Below are 19353 nucleotides of genomic sequence, written 5' to 3' on the forward strand. Positions count from 1 at the left end.
GCTCGCCTCGTCGTTGACGCGAAATTCTTTTTTGCATATTATTTCGACTAACAATAAAAAAGTCAAAGCATCTTGATGCACGGACTTTCCCGGGCATCGGCCCGAAGGGCACATCACTGGCGGAAACCCGCGGCGGCATCGTGCAGCGCAGGAGCACCCTCCGCGTCACATGGAAATGGAGAACAAATTGATCGCAGTCCTCTCTTGCAACGGCGGCACGGTCACACACGGCAGCGGCCCGGCCACACAACTCTTCGTCGCCACCTTGCGTGGCATGCATGTATTCGAGCGGACAGGGCAGGGTTCGCCCTGGCAGCGGACCCGCTCGGCGTTGGAAGACCGGCATGTGAGCGCGCTGCTGTATGAGCCGCAGTCGGAGCTGCTCTTTGCCGGCGCGCACGGCAAGGGCGGCATGTGGGTCAGTCGCGACCTCGGCGTCACCTGGGAGCCGCGCGGCAACGGCTTGAAGAGCGATCACGTCTACACGCTGGCGGCTCAACAGCGCGACGGCCGCGTGGTGCTCTATCTCGGGACCGAGCCCTCGGCCCTGTATCGCAGCGACGACCTAGGCGAGAACTGGGTGGAAGTCTCAGCCATGCTGTCCGTGCCGGACCAGGACAAGTGGACATTCCCGCCACCGCCGCACGTCGCACACGTCAAGAATGTGGCCTTTCATCCGGCGCAACCCGACACGCTGTACGTATGCATCGAGCAGGGCGCGTTGCTGAAGACGACGGACGACGGTGCCACCTGGACCGAGCCGCGCAGCTATGAGTCCGAGCAGGACAAGTTCTATCACGACAATCACCGCGTTCTGATCCGCCCGTCGAACCCCGCACAGCTTTTCATGTGTGGCGGCGAAGGCCTGCACTACAGCGCAGACGCCGGAGAGACCTGGACCCACCTGATGACGCGTGCGGACCGCATCGGCTATCCCGATGCCATGTTCATCGACCCGCGCGACGAGAACGTCCTGTACCTCGGCGGGCCCGGCAACGCCCCTCGCGAGTGGGGCGCCAAGCGCAGCGCCGATGCCACCGTGCTGCGCAGCCGCGATGGCGGCGCAACGTGGGAGGAAATCCGCAACGGCCTGCCGGCAGAAGTCATCGGCAACATCGAAGGCATGGGCTTGTATCAATGGGCCGACCAGGTGATGCTGCTGGCCGGCACCGCGACCGGCGAAACCTACGCCAGCGAAGACGGTGGCGAGAACTGGTACACGGTTGCCGACGACCTGCCCCCAATCTCGAAGGGCGGTCACTACCGCTGGTTCCTGCAAGTCGACGAGCGCGAGCAGGTAGAGGACCGCATGCGCACCGGCACCTGACGGCCGACCCCGGTCGAACCATTCAGAAACGACGAACCTTGCCTCGCCGCGGCGTCAACGGCGCGCGGCGCGGAGGCGTACGTCCTCATACAGGAGACAAGACGTGAGCACATCCCCCCTGGCAACCTCTTCCGGTAGCCTGCCCGTACTGGCCAGCCACGACGCTGCCATTGCCGCGGCGCGTGCGCTGCACGAGAAGATCCGCGGCCGCGCCGACCGCACCGAAAGCGAGCGCATCGTATCTGCGGAGACCATCCGCGACCTGATGGATGCGGGCCTGTTCGGCGTCGTGACGCCGCGCATGTTTGGCGGATCGGAACTGGGCTTCGCCACGCTAGTCGACGTGACTGCCGAGATCGCCTCCGCGTGCGGCTCGACCGGCTGGGTCTACGGCGTGCTGGCCGGCCATAGCTGGATGCTGAACCTGTTCCCGCTGCAGGTGCAGCGCGAGGTGATGAGCGCCGACCGCGTGCTGACCGCCACCGTGTTCCGTCTCGGCGGCACCGTCACTGAAGTGGACGGCGGCTATCGGTTGATCAACGGCGACGGCCGCTTCTGCTCCGGCATCGACCACGTGCAATGGGTCATTGTCGGCAATGCGGTGCAGCGAGAAGGCCAGCCGCCCGAACCGCGCTTCTTCGTGGTGCCGCGCGAAGACATCGAGATTGTCGACGACTGGTTCACGGCTGGCATGCGCGGCACCGGCAGCCGTTCCATCCGCATTGCCGAAACCTTCATTCCGGCGCATCGCTCGGTATCGGTGAAGGACATGATGTCGGGCACGGCCGATGAAACCGGATCGGTGCGCGCGCCGATCTACCGGATGCCGTTCCAGAACGTCACGCCGTTCTCGCTGGTGGGCGCGCCACTAGGCATGGCGCGTGCGGCGGTGCGGTCATTCTCGGAAGGGCTGGCGGCGCGCCTGGCCACGTTCAGCAGCGAGCAGGCAGCCGAGCAGTCGGCCACGTTCGCACGGGTGGCTGAATCGGTGGCCGAGATTGACGCGGCGCTGGCGGTGGTGCGCGAGGATGCGCGCCGCGTGGACAGTGCGGACGATCCCCGCTCGATCAGCGACCTGGACTGGGCACGCATTCCGCGCGACTGGGCCTATGCCGCGCAGAAGGCGCGCTACGCGGTGAACGCGCTGTTCGAGGCCGCCGGCGGGTCCGGCATCTACAACAGCTCCGAGTTGCAGCGGATCTGGCGCGACGTGAATTCTGCCGCCCAGCACTTCGCCTTTACGTGGGACAGCGCCATGACCAGCTACGGACGTGCGGTCATTGGCCTGCAGCCCTCGAAATTCGGCCCCAAGGGCCGGTAACGGCGCGCAGAGTGGAGAGCCCCATGGATGCCGAAAACCTGACTTCCATCGACGACTATTCGGCCGCCACGCTGTCGTCGATCTGCGAGCGAATGGCGGTTTCCCACGAGGTGGAGCACATGATCTACCGGGAATCCGAACTGGACGAAGTCTGGCGCCTGCTCGACGCCGACGTCGCCAATGCTGCGCGCGACGGGCGGAATGCACAGCAATTGGAGCGCCTGGAGGCGATGCGCTCGCTCGTGATCGAAGCACACGACCTGGTTGGCAACGACGGAGACACCGTTGCCGCCCGTGAACGACTCGGCCGCGCCATCGCGCTTCTGGACTGAAGCCGGCGCACGCCGTTTTTTCCCCACAAAGACGATACACCGATTCAAGGATAGGAGGACCTATGCTCACTCGCGAAGACAACAATGTGCTGACCCAGGTTGGCCGCGGCACCCCGATGGGCGAACTGATCCGGCGCTTCTGGATCCCGGCGCTTCTGGCATCCGAGATTGCCGAGCCCGGTGGCAAGCCCGTGCGCGTGCGGTTACTCGGCGAAGACCTCGTGGCCTTTCGTGATACCGACGGCAAGGTGGGCCTGCTCGATGAGCAATGCCCGCACCGCCGCGCATCGCTGGCGCTGGGCGACAACTCCGACGGCGGCCTGCGCTGCCTCTACCACGGCTGGAAGTTCGCCACCGACGGCACCTGCCTGGACACGCCCACCGAGCCGTCCGGTTCCGCCTTCTGCTCGCGGATTCGCGCGCAGGCTTACCCGACGCGGGAAGCGGGCGGCGTGATCTGGACCTACATGGGCCCTGCCGCCGAGGAGCCGCAGTTCCCGGAATTCGAGTGGCTGTTGTACCCTGCCGTCAACGCCGTGCCTTTCAAGGTACTGGAAGACTGCAATTACGCGCAGGCGGTGGAAGGTACCATCGACTCGGCCCATGCCGGCGTGCTCCACCGCGAGCAGCCGTGGAGCGCGCCCGCGAAGTACGACCATGAGCGCGACCTGCAACCGAAAATCGAAGTCGAATACACCAAGTACGGGCTGCGCTACGCGGGCGTGCGCAACTTCCGCGAGGAAGGCAAGCTGCATGCGCGCGTGACTGAAGTGGTGCTGCCGTTCTTCACGCTGATTCCGCCCGACGGGTTCGGCGTGCGCAAGAACCGCCGCATGGCCAATGCGTTCGTTCCGCGCGACGACGAATCAACCTGGCACATCCAGTGGTTCTTCGACGATACCCAGCCGGTGGATATTGCCTACCGTATCGAGGAGGGTGGCCACTGGGTCGACGAGAACTTCCGCAAGAAGCTCAACATTGACAACTGGTATGAGCAGGACCGCGAGTGGATGAAGACGGGGTCGATGTCGGGCATCAAGGGCATCCTGACGCAGGACCACGCGGTCAGCGAGACGCAGGGCCGCATCCTGGACCGTACCAAGGAGCACCTCGGCACGTCCGACGTGGCCGTGGTGGCCTGGCGTCGCCAGATGATCCGCACTGCGCGCGCCCTGGCCGAGCGGGGCGAAGCGCCGAGCGTGCTGACGGCGCCGATCCCGTTCCCCCAGATTCGCGCTGCCACGGTGATCTTCAGCAACGAGCGCACGTGGAAGCAGGAAGTCCCGCTCAATCCCGACGTAGCTCTGACGGCCTGACACCGCGATGCTGATCGACAGCCACGTGCATGTCTCGCCGGTCTGGTACGAGCCGGTGGAGACGCTGCTCGGCCAGATGACGCGCCACGGCGTGGCGCGTGCGGTGTTGACACAGATGATCGGGCAGGTGGACAACCGCTACCAGACCGACTGCGTGCGGGCGCATCCGGGCCGCTTCGCCAGCGTGGTCTGGATTGACCCGGCCGCGCCGGACGCTCCGCAGTTGCTGGCCAGGCTCGCGGACGAAGGGGCCGCCGGAGTGCGCCTGCGCCCCGGCGCCCGCTCGCCCGGCGACGATCCGCTGGCGATCTGGAAGGCCGCGGAGACTTGCGGCCTGCCGGTGAGTTGCGTTGGCAATGCCGAAGCGTTTACCGCGCCGGCCTTTGCCGACGTGCTGCAGGCGGTGCCGGGCCTGACGGTCGTACTCGAGCATCTTGGCGACACCAGCAAGCCGATGGAGACCGTGGCGGACGGCGAGTTGCGCTACACGGTGCTTCGTCTGGCCCGCTTCAACAACGTGAGTCTCAAGGTTCCCGGTCTCGGCGAATTGGCACCCCGCGCGCCCGGCGCTCTGCGGCACGGGCCCACGTTCGGCGGTGAGGCAGCGGCGCTGCTGGAGGCCGCCATCGCCGCGTTCGGCGCGCAGCGCCTGATGTGGGGTAGCGATTTCCCGGTGGTGAGCAGCCGCGAAGGCTATGGCAATGCCCTGGCGCTAGTGCGCGAATGCCTCCTCGACCATCCGGCAGTGGTCCGCGATGCCATCCTTGGCGGTACCGCGCGCCGTATATTTTGGAAGGAGATTTGACATGACAAGGAAAGTACTGGCGGCAGTCAAGACTGGTGTCGAGACGACCGAGCTGATGGAGTTCGATTATCCGCAACTGCAGCCGGACTCTGGCATTCTCAAGGTCGAGGCGAGCGGCGTCGGCGGCAGTGACCCGGAGCTTTATCGTAAGCCCGAGCACGCTCCTGTCATCATGGGGCATGAGAACGTCGGCACGCTCGTGGAGGTTGGTCCCGTCGCGCAACAGCGGTGGGGCGTCGAGGCCGGCGACCGCGTGGCGCTGCACGAATACCTGCCATGCTGGCATTGTGAATGGTGCATGAAGGGCGACTTCCGACTGTGCATGGAGGTGGACTTCTTCAATGTGAAGGACCGCCTCAACACGCTGCGCTTCGGCATGTCAACTTGCACCATTGCGCCACACCTGTGGGGCGGCTACGCGCAGTACATGCACCTGCCGCTGAACACGGTAATGCACGTGATCCCGCCCGATATGCCCGCCGTCCACGCCACGCTCGCGGTGCCGTTCGGCAACGGCGTGCAGTGGGCTTGCAATGACGGCGGCGCCGGGCCCGGCAAGACGGTGCTCGTATTTGGTCCAGGACAGCAGGGACTGGGCTGCGTGCTGGCGGCCAAGGCCGCAGGGTCTCTGATGGTAATCCTGGCCGGCATGACGCGCGATCGGAGCCGGCTCGACCTGTCGCTGCGCCTCGGTGCGGACCATGCCATCGACGTGCAGAACCAGGATCTCCATGCCGAGGTCATGCGCCTGACGAAGGGACGCGGCGTCGACGTGGTGGTGGATACCACCGGCGATCCGACCGGCGAGGTGGCGCAGCTTGCCATTGGCCTGGCTGCCAAGGGTGCGTACCTGAGCCTGAACGGCCTGGCGCAGAGCGTACCGATCGGCGAGATCAAGAAGCGCTACCTGACCGTGCGTGCCCCGCGCGGGCGTAGCTACGCGGCAGTGGAACTCGCCCTGCGCTACATCGGTTCCGGCCGCTATCCGCTCGATGAAGTGTGTTCGCATACCTTCGGGTTGGCGCAGACGCACGAGGCGATCCTGGCCACTGCCGGTCGCGGCGTGGAGGGCGCCGTCCACGTTACGGTGGACCCTTGGAAGTGAATGGCTCGCGTTCCTCTGCAGTTTGAGGGATCGGGGCGCAAGTAACCGGACATCACTTCACTTGATTACTCACAGGAGACAAAGCCAATGATCGACAGTCATGCACACCTGATTTCCGCCGATGTGGAACGCTATCCGACTTCTCCACTAAGCGGCGAACTGGAGCCCGGCGCGCTCGACAATCCCGTGACAGCGGAGCGCCTTCTGGCGCTGATGGACGAGCAAGGCATTGAGCGCGCGCTGGCCGTGCAACGCGCGCATATCTACGGTTTCAATAACGCCTATGTGTGCGATGCCGCCCAGCGCTACCCGGAACGCCTGCGCGCGCTGGGCATGGTGGACGCGCTTGATCAGGACATCCGTCGGCAAGTGCGGCACTGGGTAGGCGAGCGCGGCGCGGTCGGCATCCGCCTGACCGAGCCGTTCAAGGGTGCGGACCCGTCTTGGTTCGCGTCGCCGGAGGCAATGGCAGCTTGGGAGAACGTGTCGGAGCTGGGCGGATCGGTGCGGCTGCACTTCTATCGCTGGAACCGCGAGGCCGCGCTCAAGGCGCTCAAACCGGTACTGCAGCGGTTTCCGCAGACCACCGTGGTGCTGGATCACTTCTCCAATATCGCCGGCGAAAGCGGCGCCCCGGACCACGGCGTCGATGCGCCGCTGCTCGAGATGGTAGAGCATCCCAACGTCTACCTGCTGTACTCGATGATCAACCTCGGCAAACTCGCCGCCGCCCGGATGCAGGGGGCGCCGATGGTCGAACGTGTGGTGCGCGAGTTCGGCGCGGATCGCGTAATGTGGGGGTCCGACGTCGCGCAGTCCAAGGGTAGCTACGCGCAGATGGTGGCGCTGGCGAAGGAGTCGGTGTCGCTGCTGTCTGAAGCGGACCAGCGCAAGGTTCTGCACGACACCGCGCACGCTGTGTACTGGGGAGCGCGCTGAGATGGGCCGGCGCGAAGTGTTCGATCCTCCTGTAGGCCTGACGCCTCGCGCCACCGATACCGACATGCCGTCGCGGCTCGCGGCTGAGATTCGCGAACTGATCAACGAAGGGAAACTGTCGCCAGGTCAGCAGTTGCGGCAACAGGACCTGGCCCGGCGCTTCGGCATCAGTCGCGTGCCGGTGCGGGAAACGCTGAGCCTGTTGGTGGCCGAGGCTGCCGTCTGTCACGACCCCAATCGCGGCTTCCACGTTGCGCCACTGTCGAGTAGCGAGGCGCGGCAACTCTATCGCATACGCCACCTGCTCGAGACGCAACTGCTGTCGACGGTGAGATGGCCCGACGCCAGCGAACTGGCGGACCTGCGCGGGCGGCTCGCGCTGCTCGACCACCATCTTACGGAGGGCGCTCGCGCCGCGTGGGTTCGCGCACACCGGGAGTTCCATGGTGCCATCTTTGCCTTGTCGCCCGACGCGGTGCTAAGGCGTGAAGTGATGCGACTGATGCGGCAGACGGATCGATATCGGGCCATGGCCGTGCCTGATATTGCCGGCTATCGCTTCCCGGCCGATCCGGAACATCATCTCGTCGAGACGCTCGCCGAACAAGACCGCGCGGCATTGCTGGATGCCTACCGCCACGACCGCAACGCTGTGGAGGAGCGCCTGCTGGCGTCGCTGACCGCGCGCGGTCTCTGAACTCACCTCTCCACGCTGGAAATCTCCTTTCGCCACCACGCGGACGGGGACTGCGCTCATCCGCGTTTTGGTGTGGTGGGAGGGGAGCGGGGTTTACCCCGTAATGCCAAAGAAAAGATTGAAGTGCCGCTTTTCGCTGTATAAGATTCGCAATACTAAATTGAATAATATTTTGACTGAAGGCGCGGAGCGATCTGCCTTTCGGGTCGAAGCACCTTCGGACACAGCGGCCAAAGACGCCGTTGGCAAGAGTATGTAGCCCCATGCCAGCCCACTGGCAAAAACAAACATAACGACTAGAAGGAGACGACGTGGACAAAAGACTCGCCGGAATAGCGGTTGCCGGCTTTTTCCCCCTTGCCGCATCTGCCGCCAGCGTAACCCTGTATGGGGTTGCCGACAGCTTTATCGGCTATTTCAGCAATTCGGATAAGAGCGTCACGAGCCTGAACAGCGGTGGCCTGGCTGGCTCGCGCTGGGGAATGCGCGGCACCGAAGATCTGTCGGCGGATCTCAAGGCCGCTTTCGTTCTTGAGGGCGGCTACAACATGGATACCGGTACTAACGCGCAGGGCGGCCGTCTGTTTGGCCGTCGCGCAACTGTCGGTATGCGCAGCAATACTTATGGCGAGATCGCGCTGGGTCGGCAGCCCACGCCGGGCTACGACTTCGCCGCGATTTTCGATCCCGTACTGATGGCTCCGGGTTCGGTGGCAGCATCGCTCACCGGCGAGTCGAGCAATCCGTGGATGTTCAACCCGCTCAATGATCCGGCCCGCGCGGATAACGCGGTCCGCTACAACTCGCCATCCTTCGGCGGCGTAACGGTTTCGGCAGCGCATGTGTTTAGCGAGAATGCGGGCACGCCGGTCAACCGCAACTACGACATCGTCACGTTCCTCTACACGGCCAATAAGCTGAACGCCGGCTACGGCTTTGCGCGCGCCACGGGAACGACCAACCTGACGCCGGACACCAGCCGTCAACTCGAGCACGCGTTCGCGGCGTCTTACGAGACGCCCTGGGCCACCCTCTACGTCAACTATCAATTGCGCTACCGGCTGGGAGCGGCGCATGACTCGGCGTGGCAAGTCGGCACCACCATTCCGGTTGGCGCGGCCGGCAATCTGAAGCTTGCCTACGGCATGCGCGACAGCGGAGTGACGAACGGCCTCCCGGATAACACGCCGACGGCGGACGTGGCCGCATGGGCCATCGGCTACACCTACGACTTATCCAAGCGCACCACGCTGTACGCCTTCTTCAAGCGCCTCGAAAACCGCGGTTCGTCAAAGCAAACGATTTATCCGCCTGGCGGGCTCGCTGCGCCCACCCAGTTGCATGAGAACGTGAACGCGCTTGGCGCGGGCATATATCACCGTTTCTGACGCAGCCGGAGTTCATCGATGAAAACGAATACCGCAATGAAAGCGAGCAAGACCCGCGCGATCTCCATCGGGGTCGGGATCGCGATCGCACTATCGTTCGCTTACAGCCTGCATTTCAATCCGCGATGGTACGGCGACAACGGCCCCGGCGTGGGAAAGCTCCCGCGCATTATCGTGCTGGACTATATGAAGCAAGCATACGACAAGGGTCGGGGCGCGGAGGCCGCGCAGGGATATTTCTCGCCGAAGATGGTCGACCACAATCCCGGCTCGATCGAGTTGCGCGATGGCCCGCCGATCCGCCACGAGATCCGGCAGGTTATCGCCGAAGGCCTGGTTGTCGCTGTTTACCACCATGTGGAAGCGGCGCGAGGCGAGCCGGCTATCGATGTGCTTGACGTGTTAAGGACGAGCGCCTATACGGGCCGGATTGCCGAAAGGCAGCGCTTCGTCCAATTCCCGCCGGCCGGCGAGGCCGCGAAGACTGCCCATTCCGGAGATGCCAAATGAATACACCGTCCCTTGCGAAAAGGAGGCTGGACGCTGCCATCGCAGGCCGTCTGGTCATCACCCTGATGCGGCTCGTCCTCGGCGCCTGGATGATCAACAGCGGCCTGAGCCATTGGCTGACGAACTTTGGGTTCCCGCCCATCTTCCCTCAGCCACTTGGCACCCTGCCAGCTTCGAACGCGATGCTCGTCACGCTGATCGAGACCGGTGTGTTCGACATCGTCAAGGCTTGCGAACTGATAGCGGGCTTGCTCCTGCTGCTTGACCTGTTCGTCCCCTTCGCGCTGGCGATGACGTTGCCGATCTCGTTCATGGTTTTCTTCAATGCCATTGTCCTTAACCTGCGGTTCGGAATGCTTTTCAGCACGTCCATGAGCGTGTGGTGCCTGTACCTGAACGTCATCCTGATTCTGGCGTACCTGCGCTATTACCTGCCGATGCTGGCGTGCCAGACATCGCCGGGGCGTCTCGAAGACTTCAAGCACCTGCCGGCTGCAGTCTTCACTTCGTGCTCCGAAGAACAACGAAGTGCGTGACCCGCGCACATCAAGGTAGCCGATCCTCAAAACACAACCTGGAGTAAAGAAATGTTCCTTCGCAATTGCTGGTACATGGTCGGATGGTCCACGGAATTCGCCGACGATGCCATCGTGCCCTTTACCGTGATGGATGAGCCGCTGGCCATTTATCGCAAGACCGACGGAAGCCTGGCCGCGCTGGAAGACCGCTGCTGCCACCGCCTCGCGCCACTGTCGGTCGGCCGCAAGGAAGGCGACGAACTGCGCTGCATGTACCACGGCCTGAAGTTCGCTGCGGACGGGCGTTGCACGGAAGTGCCGGGCCAGGACCGCATCTCGCCGCGCGTTTGCGTGCGGGCCTACCCGATCGTGGAGAAGCACGGCGCGGCATGGGTCTGGATGGGCGAGGCGGAGAAGGCGGACGAGGCGCTGGTGCCCCCCATCATCGGGCCGGAGAACGCCGAATGGGCGATGCAATGCTCGACCTTCGACATGGACGTGAATGCCGAGCTGATCTCCGACAATCTCCTCGACCTCTCGCACGCGCCGTTCGTGCACGAGGCCACCTTCGGTGCCAGCGATCCAGTTGCGCTGAAGATGATGAAGGAAAGTGAAACGAAGCGCGGGGTCACGCAACTGGAGCGCGGCGTGTTGGCCGACCGCTGGCAGTTGGGCCGCCAGTCCAACCCGTACTTCGGCGCGCGCCCGTGCGACGACCGCGTCGTCAGCCTGTTCCTGGTGCCGGGCGTCTTTATCCTGACCATCACTTCCTACGAGCCGGGCGTGCTCGAGCGCAGCGAGGGCGGCGACGTAACCGAGACGCCGATTTTCAAGCGCTGCACTTGCCAGATGATCACGCCTATCAGCAAGAACAAGTCGCGCTTCTTCTTCAACTTCGGGCCGTGGGCCGCCGCCGCCGACTTGAAGCAGCATTGCTTCGGCATCGCCGACGCCGCCTTCCAGGAAGACAAGCGGATCATCGAGGCGCAGCAAGACATGATCCACCGTTCGCCCGGCCGCAAGTATGTGCTGCTCCCGATGGACCAGCCGGTCGTCCGCTACAACGAGATCTACTCCCGCCTGCTGGCCGATGAGCAGCCGGTTGTCGAGCCGGCCTGAATCGTTGCGACCGAGAGGATTTCGAGAAAAGAAGATGGAACAGAAGACGCATGCAGTGAACTGGTCGCCGCCGGCGTGGGACGACGAGGCCGACATGGTGGTGGTCGGCTACGGCGGCGCGGGCGCGACGTTCGCCTTCGCAGCAGCCGAGGCCGGCGCCGAGGTGCTGGTGCTGGAAAAGGGCGATCGCGGCGGCGGCAATTCGGTTTGCGTCGCGGGCGGGCTCATCATGACCTCGACTGACGAGGCCGCCACGTTCGAATACATGAACTGGCTGTGCGCCGGACAGACCGACGAGCCGGTCCTGCGCAACTTTGTCGCAGGCCTGAAGGACATCCCGGCCTTCCAGCACAAGCTGGAGCTGCCGCTGAAGGACAACCCCAGGCCCTTCAGCGCGCCGGGATTCTTCCCAGAGTTTCCGGGCGCGCCAGGCGCCGCCAGCATCCACGGTATGAGCGTGGTGGCCGCGCCCGGTGGGGCAGGGCTGTACAACGCCATCGCGGCGGTGGCCGAGAAGCACGGTGCGCGCGTTCAATGCAATACGACGGTGACGCAGCTCGTGCAGGATCCGGTGTCGTGCGCCATCCTTGGCGTGCTTGCCCGCACCGCCGACGGCCGCACCATCGCCGTCAAGGCACGCAAGGCGACCGTGCTCGCCAGTGGCGGCTTCGAGTTCGACGCCGAGATGTGCCGGCAGTACCTGACGCCGTGCCCCATCCATTTCCTTGGCAGCCCGAACCTGACCGGCGACGGCATCCGCATGGCGCAGGAAGTCGGCGCGCAGCTCTGGCATATGAATGCCGTGGCGGGGCCGCTGAACTGGGGCATCAAGGTGGACGGCGGTCGCGTGTACGTGACGTACGACCTCAACAAGGTAGCAGGCTTCGGCTATAACTCGGGCGCGTTCAAGGACGGCGGCAGCCTGATCTGGGTGAATCGTCAGGCTGCACGCTTCCACAACGAGACCACCGATACGGCCGATGTCCGCCACGGTCTAGGCAATCGCGCCACCTGGCTGGCCACCAACCCTGATGTGCCCGAGTTCATCAACGTGCCCGCCTTCCACATCTTCGACGAGAAGGTCCGCTCGGGCGGCGCCGCCATGACGACGCTGAACTCGCGCACCCCGCCGTGGAGCCAGGACAACCTCGCCGAATTGGAGAACGGCTGGATCATCCAGGCTGACACGCTGGAGGAGCTGGCGCTGAAGTGCCGCTGGGACGCCGAGCCGGGCGCCTGGCCCGCCGGCCATCTGGACCCCGAAGCGCTGAAGGCCACCGTGGCGCGCTACAACGCGCAATGCGTAGCCGGCGAGGACACCGACTTCGGTCGCAAGAACTTCCTCGTCCCGCTCGATAAAGGTCCGTACTACGCCATCGGCCCGATGCTGCCGACCTTCCTGAACACGCACGGCGGCCCTCGTCACGACGCCCGCCAGCGCGTGCTCGACCAGCGCGGCGCTCCCATCCCGCGCCTGTACGCCATCGGCGAATGCGGCTCGTTGTGGGGCCCTTACTACAACTCGATGGGCGACATTGCGGAGTTCATCGTGTCGGGCCGCACCGCCGCGCGCGCGACGCTGGAAGAAGCCGCCTGGGACCGCTGAGGCCCGAGCAACGAGAGTTCGAAGAACCGAAAACCGGAGACAATCATGTTGGAAAGCCCCACCACAATCCAGTCGCCGCCCCGCAGGTCCGCAGCGGCCGCGCCGACGCCGGCGATATCGGCGGTGGAGCCAGGCGGCTGGGCGTTGCTGTTCGTGCTCACCCTGGTCTATATCGTGTCGTTCATCGACCGTGGCGCCATCTCGCTGGTGGTCGGCCCCATCAAGCAGGATCTCGGGGCCACCGACCTGGAAGTGAGTTGGCTGCTCGGGCTGTCGTTCATGCTGCTGTACAGCGTGCTGGGCGTTCCCGCCGGCTATCTGGTCGACCTGTATCGGCGAAAATATCTGCTGAGCGGAGCCATCCTGATGTGGTCCGGCGTGCAGATGCTGTGCGGACTGAGCAATACGTACTGGCACCTGTTCCTCGCGCGTATCGGCCTGGGCGTAGGGGAAGCCATGCTGCCCCCGGCGGCGTCGTCGATGATTCGAGACGCCTTTCCGCCGGAGCGGCGCGGGCTCGCGTTCGGCATCTACAACATCGGGCCGCTACTGGGCACCGGGCTGGCGCTGGTGCTCGGCAGTTTCCTGCTGACGTTTGCGGCCAGCGGAAAGCTGGCGGGCGTGCCGCTGCTGGGGGCGCTGAAGCCTTGGCAATTCGTCCTGATCGTTCCGGGCTTGCTGGGCGTGCCGCTCGCCGCGTTGACGCTGCTGCTGCGCGAGCCGCCGCGACGCGATGCCGTCGTTCAGGCAGATCGCGTCACCTATCCGGCTGCACTGCGCTTCGCATGGCAGCACCGTGCCGTCTACGGGCCGCTGTGGATCGCCATCTGCCTCTACGGTATTGCCATCGGCAGCCAACTGGCGTGGCTGCCCGAAATCATCAACCGCTCAATGGGCATCGCACGCCCCGAGATTGGCAAGACGCTTGGCGCGATCAGCGTAGTGGTTTCGCCGCTGGGCCTGCTGTTCTTCGGTAGTGTGGCGGATAAGCTGCAGAAGCGCTGGAGCGACGCACCGGTTCGCGTCGCGATCGGCTCGACCGCAGTGGCCGCGCTTATCACCGCCTGTTTCCCGCTGATTCACAGTGCCCAGTTCGGCGCCATCGCATACGGCGCGCAGACCTTCTTCTTCGTGATCTTCGCCGTAGCCGGCGGTGCCACCATGGCCAATTTCACGCCGGGCAACATGATGGGCAAGCTGACCGCCCTCTATTACCTCATCACCAATCTGCTCGGGCTGGCGCTCGGTCCTACGGTCTGTGCGCTGGTGGCGCGGCTTTTCTTCGACGGCCCCAACGCGCTCGGCCATGCGTTTGTGGCGTGTTACGTAGTCTCGGTCGGCATAGCCGTGTACCTGCTGGTGTGCGTCTCGCGAGCGCTCCGGGCAGCAAGTCGGCTTCGCGCCTCCTGATCCACGGCCTCGTGCCGCGCCACGCCCACGCATCCATTTTTGTCTGACCGCAAAAAGGAAACTGCCAATGCATGCCGCCGAAAAATCGCCATGGAAATATCTTGTCCTGTGGCTCAGGTTGTACTTCGCCATTCACTATCTGGCGTCAGGCTTGAATTTCGTCATCTTCAACTTCGTTCCGGATTTCAGTCATGCCGGGCGGGTGGGGCCGTATCTTCATGCCATGGCGGATATCGGCTTTTACCAGGTAATCAAGTACCTCGAGGTCGTGCTGGGGACGATGTTGCTTTTCAATCTGGCAGTGCCGCTCGCGCTGATTGTGATGGCTGGCATAAGCGTCACGATCATCTACTTGAATCTCTTCATTTCCCCCGCGCCCCGGCAGTTGTTCACCGGGCTCCAGGAGCTGCTTCTCAATGGCGCCCTCTTGCTCGCCTACGGGGGGTACTACGCGAATTTCTGTCGAGTCAAGACAAGACCGCTTTGGTTTTGGGACGGGGTGTCGCACGCATCACGCGCTGAAACGAGAGAGTAAAGGCGACTGGCAGGACGGCATGTCGTCAACACTTCGATTCATGAAAGCCGCCCGATTGGCCATGCATTGCCGGTCTGGTGGGAGGAGATAAACGTGATTAAGGATCTAGTCATTGTTGTGGCAGTGATCGTGGCGACGATATTCATCGTCATGGCTGCCTCTACCAGCTTCGGAGCAAGACCGCTGCGGATCTACGACTACGGCCCGCCGCTGGCCGCGGGCGTGGTTGCCGTGGTTGCGCTGCTCCGTGACGTCAGAAGGAAGTGACGCCGCCATGAAAATCACCAAAGTCGAGTGCATTCCGGTATCGATGCCGCTGAAGAAGCCGCTGCGATTGCCGAATGTCACCATCACCAAGCTTGATACGCTGCTGCTGCGGCTGCATACCGACACCGGTCTGGTGGGCATCGCCGAATCCGGCGATACGTCCTCGTGGTACCGCGGCGAAAGCCAGGCCTCGATGGTCAGCATGATCTGCGATATATTCGCCCCGCGCATTCTGCTCGGTGAAGACCCGTGCAACATCGAAAAGATCGTCGGCGCGATGGACACGCTGGCGCGCGACAACAACCAGGCCAAGGGACTGGTCGACTGCGCGCTGCACGACCTGAAGGGAAAGGCACTGGGCGTGCCGGTCTACCAGTTGCTCGGCGGACGCACACGCGAATCGGCGCCGCTTGGCTGGGTGCTGTCCGCCGGCGAGCCGGACAAGGTGGCCGAGGCCGCGCTGGCAGCCCGGGAAGCCGGCTTTGTCGCCTTCAAGCTGAAGGTGGGGCGCGGCACCTTCGACAACGATGTGGCGACCGCCGCAGCCGTGCGCAAGGCGCTGGGCGATAGCGCGCGCATCTGCCTGGACGCCAATGGCTCGTGGAACTACGAGCAGGCCCTGCGCACGATCCGAAAGCTCGATGCCTATCGACTGGACTTCGTCGAACAGCCCCTGCCCAACTGGGACATCGAGGGCATGGCGCGACTGCGGCAGCGCATCGAGACGCCCTTGTACGCCGACGAGGCAGCGCAGGAGTTGCATCACCTGAAGGAAATCGCCGAGCGGCGCGCAGCCGACGGCGTAATCCTGAAGGTGCAGAAGGTCGGCGGCTTGTTGAAGTCGCAGCGCTTCCTCGCCGTGGCCCAGATGTTCGACTTGCCAGTGATGTGCAGCACGCTGATCGGCTCCGGCGTGGAGGCCTGTCCGACCGCCCATCTGTGGGTGGCGAACCAGTGGGCTTGCCAGTTCATCAGCGAGAGCACCGGGCCGCTGGCCGTGCATGGCGTCTGGAACAGCGAAGACATCCCGCAGGGTGCGGACCTTGCCCTGCAAGGCGCGCGATTCCATCGCGGCCATGTATCCCCCGGCGACGGTCCGGGCCTTGGCGTGGAACTGAACGAGGCACTGCTCGCGCAGATTCGCACCGAGGGCCGTCCTGCGCGGGTGGTCAACCTGTAGGGCGCCCCTGACCCGCCAGGATTTCAATTCATCTCAAGGAGACAGACATGAGCAGGGCCAATCAATCACCCTGGAAGTACGCGATCCTATGGTTGCGCATCTATTTTGGCGCGCACCTTTTCTACTCAGGTGCCCGCTTCATCCTGACTTCGTACGTCCCCGAGATACCGGGCATTGGCGGGGCCTATGTTGCCGCCGCCTCAGACATCTACATCTACCAGCTAATCAAGTACATGGAGTGCGTGCTTGGCCTGATGCTGCTGACCAATCGCGGCGTGCTGCTGGCATTGATGCTTGAGATGCCGGCTACGGTCAACATCTTCTGGCTGAACACCTTCATCGTGGCAACGCCGCGCCAGCTCTTCACGGGCCCGCAGGAGCTGTTCATGAATGGCGCGCTGCTGCTCGCCTACGGTGGTTACTACGTGTCGGTCCTGCAGGCGAAGGTCGAGCCGATGTGGCTGTGGGATGGACTGAAGAAGGTCGCAAGCGCGCGCGAACGCGGCGACGCCGCGCCTACCTCGGTCCAACAGATTGAAGCCTGAACGAAAGCCTGAACTGGAGACTGCAATGAAGAAAGAGATGTGGATTGGCGTGGCCATGTGCGTGTTCTTGTCCGTGGCGGCGTGCATCGGCTCGACAGGGCTGGGCTATGCGGATTATCGCCCACTGCGGAATTTCGACTATTTCGCGCTGGGGGTGTCGTGGACCTTCCTGATTGTGACGCTCGTCAAGGATCGCCGCAGCAACAAGTCGTGAGTGGTCGCATCGGCATGACGCCGGTGCGACCCTGGCGCCCGCCGGCCTAGCAGTTTCCGGCGGCGAACAAGCGACGGCAAGTCATTGAGCGGTGAACAATAATGTAAGCAGAGGAGACATCAAATGAGCAGGGATGCGCAATCCCCTTGGAGATACGTGGTCGCCTGGTTGCGGATCTACTATGGCGCCAACCTGATTTATTCAAGCGTTCGCTACATCGCCACCGGTTTCATTCCGGAGATACCAGGAGCCGCCGGCGTCTATGTGGATGCGGCGAAGGCCATCTACATCTACCAGGGCATCAAGTTTCTCGAATGCTTCTGTGGGATCTTGCTTGTGACAAACCGGAACGTGCTGCTGGCCCTGGTGCTGGAGATGCCGACTACGTTCAATATCTTCTGGATGAACACCTTTATCGTCGGCACGCCGCGCCAGTTGTTTTCCGGCCCGCAGGAACTGCTGATGAACGTCTCGCTCCTGTTGGCGTATGGCGGGCACTACGCGACGATCCTGCAGGCCAAGGTCGAGCCGGTATGGCTGTGGGACGGATGGAAAACGCTGGTGCGAGCGCGCGAACGCGCAGGTGCGCTGCAGGGCGGAGTTCAGCAGGCAGACGCCTGAACCGGGAGACTGCGATGAAGAAACCCATGTGGATTGCTGCCGGTATCTGCCTGCTCATCACGCTCGCCGCGTGCATCGGCTCGACCGGACTGGGCTATGCGGATTATCGTCCGCTGCGCTATCGCGACTGCTTTGCGCTGGCGGCGGCATGGCTCTACGTTTTCGTGCTGTTCGTGAAGGATAGCCGGGCCAGCCGTTCCGGCGTGGCGAAGCGTGGCAACGCCGGTGCCTGATCGCTGATCTTCGACTTCTCGTGCTCGAGAGTTGGGCGGCGCCTGGAAACTGGCTGTCGCTCTTTTTTCTTTTTGAGATCCCTCATGCAGTTACCCCACGGTCTCCGTGCGCTCTCTTCCCGCAGCTTCCGCCTCTTCATAGCAGGGCAGGGTGCAGCGCAAGTGGGCAACTGGCAGCAATTGATTGCCACGTCCTGGCTGGCCTATGCGCTCTCCGGTTCTACGCTGGTTCTCGGCCTGGCCGCTTTCGCGCTGCAGATTCCCTTTCTGCTGATGGCACCCGTGACGGGGCCGCTGCTGGACCGTCTCGATACCCGGCGCGTGCTGATGGTGGCGAATGCCGTCGCGTGCGCGCAGTCCGTGACGATGCTGGCGCTGGTGGCGAGCGGCCTGCTGCGGCCCTGGCATATTGTGGTAGGGAATCTGGTGCTCGGCATCGTGAATGCGTTCGATTCGCCGGCGCGGCAATCGCTCCTGTCACAGATGGTCGAGCGCAAGGAGGACCTTGCCAACGCCATCGCTCTCAATTCCAGCATGATGGCGGGAGCCCGCTTCGTCGGCCCGACGATCGCGGGCGCCATCATCGCCACCTTCGGCCAGGTGTGGGCGTTCGCGGCTAACGCGATTCTGCGCTTTGCGATCATCGCAGCGCTGCGCGCCATGCGCCCGGCGCGCGCGCCTCGAGCGGCGGAGCCGGAGCCTTGGCTAATGCAGTTCGCGGCTGGGGTGCGCTACGCGAATCGTTTCACGCCTTGCCGCAACAGCCTGTGGTTGCTGGCAACGATGAGCTTTACCATCCAGATCCATGCCTCCATGATGCCGTGGTTCGTGCGGGAGCGCTTCCACGGGGACTCGCGCACGCTCGGCATGCTGCTTGGGGCGGCCGGGCTGGGCGCGCTGGCGGGGATGCTCTATCTGGCGATGCGGCGCGGCGTTGGCTGGCTGCTGGCGATGATTGGCTTCGCCTCAGCCATGGCGGCTATCGCCACTATCGGGTTCGCCTTGGCGCCGATGGTCTGGATGGGGTTCGGGATGCTGTTCCTCGTCGGCATGGGCACCATGCTGGCGGCGGCTTCAGTTAATACCCTGATCCAACTCGCAGCGCCCGATGGCTTTCGTGGCAGGGTCGCGTCGCTGTACGTGGTGGCGTTCCTGGGCATTTCGCCCGTGGGCGCCTTGTTCTGGGGCTGGACGGCGGAGTACGTCGGCACACCGGCTGCGCTGATGACCTGCGGCGTGGTGCTGTTGCTAGCATCGACTTTGTACATGACGAACGTCGCAGCCATGCGCGAGCAGTTCCAACCGGTGTACAGTCGCATGAACCTGTCGTGAGTACAGGCATCCCCGTCCGTCCATCCGCTGCCG

At 63.9% G+C, this 19353-nt stretch carries 22 protein-coding genes; all 22 read left to right on the forward strand.

Annotation, left to right across the window (positions count from 1 at the left end; all coding sequences use genetic code 11):
• Positions 1–187 precede the first annotated feature (187 nt).
• The 22 genes from DN412_RS21470 to DN412_RS21575 all read left to right on the forward strand — a co-directional run bounded on the left by DN412_RS21470 (position 188) and on the right by DN412_RS21575 (position 19320).
• Complete coding sequence (locus DN412_RS21470; RefSeq protein WP_244222733.1) at positions 188–1327, forward strand: WD40/YVTN/BNR-like repeat-containing protein; 1140 nt, start codon at positions 188–190, stop codon at positions 1325–1327.
• 103 nt (positions 1328–1430) lie between these two features.
• The gene (locus DN412_RS21475; RefSeq protein ID WP_115213429.1) at positions 1431–2648 is read left to right on the forward strand and encodes an acyl-CoA dehydrogenase family protein; all 1218 of its coding nucleotides are present in this window, start codon (positions 1431–1433) and stop codon (positions 2646–2648) included.
• 23 nt (positions 2649–2671) lie between these two features.
• On the forward strand, positions 2672–2980 hold the full coding sequence (locus tag DN412_RS21480; RefSeq protein ID WP_115213430.1) for a hypothetical protein: 309 nt from the start codon (positions 2672–2674) through the stop codon (positions 2978–2980).
• 62 nt (positions 2981–3042) lie between these two features.
• Positions 3043–4296, forward strand: a complete 1254-nt coding sequence (locus tag DN412_RS21485; protein WP_115213431.1) for a Rieske 2Fe-2S domain-containing protein — start codon at positions 3043–3045, stop codon at positions 4294–4296.
• Positions 4297–4303: 7 nt separating this feature from the next.
• A complete protein-coding gene (locus DN412_RS21490) occupies positions 4304–5101 on the forward strand; it encodes an amidohydrolase family protein (RefSeq protein ID WP_115213432.1) in 798 nt (265 codons plus the stop codon).
• 1 nt (position 5102) lies between these two features.
• The gene (locus tag DN412_RS21495; RefSeq protein WP_115213433.1) at positions 5103–6206 is read left to right on the forward strand and encodes a zinc-dependent alcohol dehydrogenase; all 1104 of its coding nucleotides are present in this window, start codon (positions 5103–5105) and stop codon (positions 6204–6206) included.
• A gap of 87 nt (positions 6207–6293) precedes the next feature.
• Positions 6294–7145, forward strand: a complete 852-nt coding sequence (locus tag DN412_RS21500) for an amidohydrolase family protein (protein ID WP_115213434.1) — start codon at positions 6294–6296, stop codon at positions 7143–7145.
• Position 7146: 1 nt separating this feature from the next.
• Positions 7147–7842 (forward strand): GntR family transcriptional regulator, encoded by a 696-nt coding sequence (locus DN412_RS21505; protein WP_115213435.1) that lies wholly within the window; start codon positions 7147–7149, stop codon positions 7840–7842.
• 311 nt (positions 7843–8153) lie between these two features.
• Positions 8154–9230, forward strand: coding sequence for a porin (locus DN412_RS21510; RefSeq protein ID WP_115213436.1), 1077 nt, complete (start codon positions 8154–8156; stop codon positions 9228–9230).
• Positions 9231–9248: 18 nt separating this feature from the next.
• On the forward strand, positions 9249–9740 hold the full coding sequence (locus tag DN412_RS21515) for a hypothetical protein (protein WP_167471112.1): 492 nt from the start codon (positions 9249–9251) through the stop codon (positions 9738–9740).
• Positions 9737–10276 (forward strand): DoxX family protein, encoded by a 540-nt coding sequence (locus DN412_RS21520; protein WP_115213438.1) that lies wholly within the window; start codon positions 9737–9739, stop codon positions 10274–10276. Before DN412_RS21515 ends, DN412_RS21520 begins: the two co-directional genes overlap by 4 nt.
• A gap of 51 nt (positions 10277–10327) precedes the next feature.
• Entirely contained in the window at positions 10328–11377 is a 1050-nt protein-coding gene (locus DN412_RS21525; protein WP_115213439.1) for an aromatic ring-hydroxylating oxygenase subunit alpha, read from the forward strand.
• A 34-nt stretch (positions 11378–11411) separates the two neighbouring features.
• Complete coding sequence (locus tag DN412_RS21530; protein WP_115213440.1) at positions 11412–12983, forward strand: FAD-dependent oxidoreductase; 1572 nt, start codon at positions 11412–11414, stop codon at positions 12981–12983.
• A 45-nt stretch (positions 12984–13028) separates the two neighbouring features.
• Positions 13029–14393, forward strand: a complete 1365-nt coding sequence (locus DN412_RS21535) for an MFS transporter (protein ID WP_115213441.1) — start codon at positions 13029–13031, stop codon at positions 14391–14393.
• A gap of 67 nt (positions 14394–14460) precedes the next feature.
• Positions 14461–14928 carry a hypothetical protein gene (locus tag DN412_RS21540; protein ID WP_115213442.1) on the forward strand — a complete coding sequence of 156 codons (468 nt, stop codon included), beginning with the start codon at positions 14461–14463 and terminating at the stop codon, positions 14926–14928.
• A gap of 93 nt (positions 14929–15021) precedes the next feature.
• On the forward strand, positions 15022–15195 hold the full coding sequence (locus DN412_RS43460) for a hypothetical protein (protein WP_161564023.1): 174 nt from the start codon (positions 15022–15024) through the stop codon (positions 15193–15195).
• Between the two features lie 7 nt (positions 15196–15202).
• A complete protein-coding gene (locus DN412_RS21550) occupies positions 15203–16375 on the forward strand; it encodes a mandelate racemase/muconate lactonizing enzyme family protein (protein ID WP_115213444.1) in 1173 nt (390 codons plus the stop codon).
• Between the two features lie 47 nt (positions 16376–16422).
• A complete protein-coding gene (locus DN412_RS21555) occupies positions 16423–16920 on the forward strand; it encodes a hypothetical protein (RefSeq protein ID WP_115213445.1) in 498 nt (165 codons plus the stop codon).
• A gap of 25 nt (positions 16921–16945) precedes the next feature.
• Positions 16946–17134, forward strand: coding sequence for a hypothetical protein (locus DN412_RS21560; protein WP_115213446.1), 189 nt, complete (start codon positions 16946–16948; stop codon positions 17132–17134).
• 123 nt (positions 17135–17257) lie between these two features.
• Positions 17258–17755 carry a hypothetical protein gene (locus DN412_RS21565; RefSeq protein ID WP_115213447.1) on the forward strand — a complete coding sequence of 166 codons (498 nt, stop codon included), beginning with the start codon at positions 17258–17260 and terminating at the stop codon, positions 17753–17755.
• Positions 17756–17769: 14 nt separating this feature from the next.
• Positions 17770–17988 (forward strand): hypothetical protein, encoded by a 219-nt coding sequence (locus DN412_RS21570; RefSeq protein WP_115213448.1) that lies wholly within the window; start codon positions 17770–17772, stop codon positions 17986–17988.
• A gap of 84 nt (positions 17989–18072) precedes the next feature.
• Complete coding sequence (locus tag DN412_RS21575; protein WP_115213449.1) at positions 18073–19320, forward strand: MFS transporter; 1248 nt, start codon at positions 18073–18075, stop codon at positions 19318–19320.
• Positions 19321–19353 lie beyond the last annotated feature (33 nt).

It is taken from the genome of Cupriavidus lacunae (assembly GCF_003353055.1).
Taxonomy (GTDB): Bacteria; Pseudomonadota; Gammaproteobacteria; order Burkholderiales; family Burkholderiaceae; genus Cupriavidus; species Cupriavidus lacunae.

Excerpts from the sequence above, each read along its gene's own strand:
- DN412_RS21480 (WP_115213430.1), top strand. The coding sequence starts at position 2,672 with ATGGATGCCGAAAACCTGACTTCCATCGACGACTATTCGGCCGCCACG.
- DN412_RS21485 (WP_115213431.1), top strand. The coding sequence starts at position 3,043 with ATGCTCACTCGCGAAGACAACAATGTGCTGACCCAGGTTGGCCGCGGC.
- DN412_RS21490 (WP_115213432.1), top strand. The coding sequence starts at position 4,304 with ATGCTGATCGACAGCCACGTGCATGTCTCGCCGGTCTGGTACGAGCCG.
- DN412_RS21495 (WP_115213433.1), top strand. The coding sequence starts at position 5,103 with ATGACAAGGAAAGTACTGGCGGCAGTCAAGACTGGTGTCGAGACGACC.
- DN412_RS21500 (WP_115213434.1), top strand. The coding sequence starts at position 6,294 with ATGATCGACAGTCATGCACACCTGATTTCCGCCGATGTGGAACGCTAT.
- DN412_RS21505 (WP_115213435.1), top strand. The coding sequence starts at position 7,147 with ATGGGCCGGCGCGAAGTGTTCGATCCTCCTGTAGGCCTGACGCCTCGC.
- DN412_RS21515 (WP_167471112.1), top strand. The coding sequence starts at position 9,249 with ATGAAAACGAATACCGCAATGAAAGCGAGCAAGACCCGCGCGATCTCC.
- DN412_RS21520 (WP_115213438.1), top strand. The coding sequence starts at position 9,737 with ATGAATACACCGTCCCTTGCGAAAAGGAGGCTGGACGCTGCCATCGCA.
- DN412_RS21525 (WP_115213439.1), top strand. The coding sequence starts at position 10,328 with ATGTTCCTTCGCAATTGCTGGTACATGGTCGGATGGTCCACGGAATTC.
- DN412_RS21530 (WP_115213440.1), top strand. The coding sequence starts at position 11,412 with ATGGAACAGAAGACGCATGCAGTGAACTGGTCGCCGCCGGCGTGGGAC.
- DN412_RS21535 (WP_115213441.1), top strand. The coding sequence starts at position 13,029 with ATGTTGGAAAGCCCCACCACAATCCAGTCGCCGCCCCGCAGGTCCGCA.
- DN412_RS21540 (WP_115213442.1), top strand. The coding sequence starts at position 14,461 with ATGCATGCCGCCGAAAAATCGCCATGGAAATATCTTGTCCTGTGGCTC.
- DN412_RS21550 (WP_115213444.1), top strand. The coding sequence starts at position 15,203 with ATGAAAATCACCAAAGTCGAGTGCATTCCGGTATCGATGCCGCTGAAG.
- DN412_RS21555 (WP_115213445.1), top strand. The coding sequence starts at position 16,423 with ATGAGCAGGGCCAATCAATCACCCTGGAAGTACGCGATCCTATGGTTG.
- DN412_RS21560 (WP_115213446.1), top strand. The coding sequence starts at position 16,946 with ATGAAGAAAGAGATGTGGATTGGCGTGGCCATGTGCGTGTTCTTGTCC.
- DN412_RS21565 (WP_115213447.1), top strand. The coding sequence starts at position 17,258 with ATGAGCAGGGATGCGCAATCCCCTTGGAGATACGTGGTCGCCTGGTTG.
- DN412_RS21570 (WP_115213448.1), top strand. The coding sequence starts at position 17,770 with ATGAAGAAACCCATGTGGATTGCTGCCGGTATCTGCCTGCTCATCACG.
- DN412_RS21575 (WP_115213449.1), top strand. The coding sequence starts at position 18,073 with ATGCAGTTACCCCACGGTCTCCGTGCGCTCTCTTCCCGCAGCTTCCGC.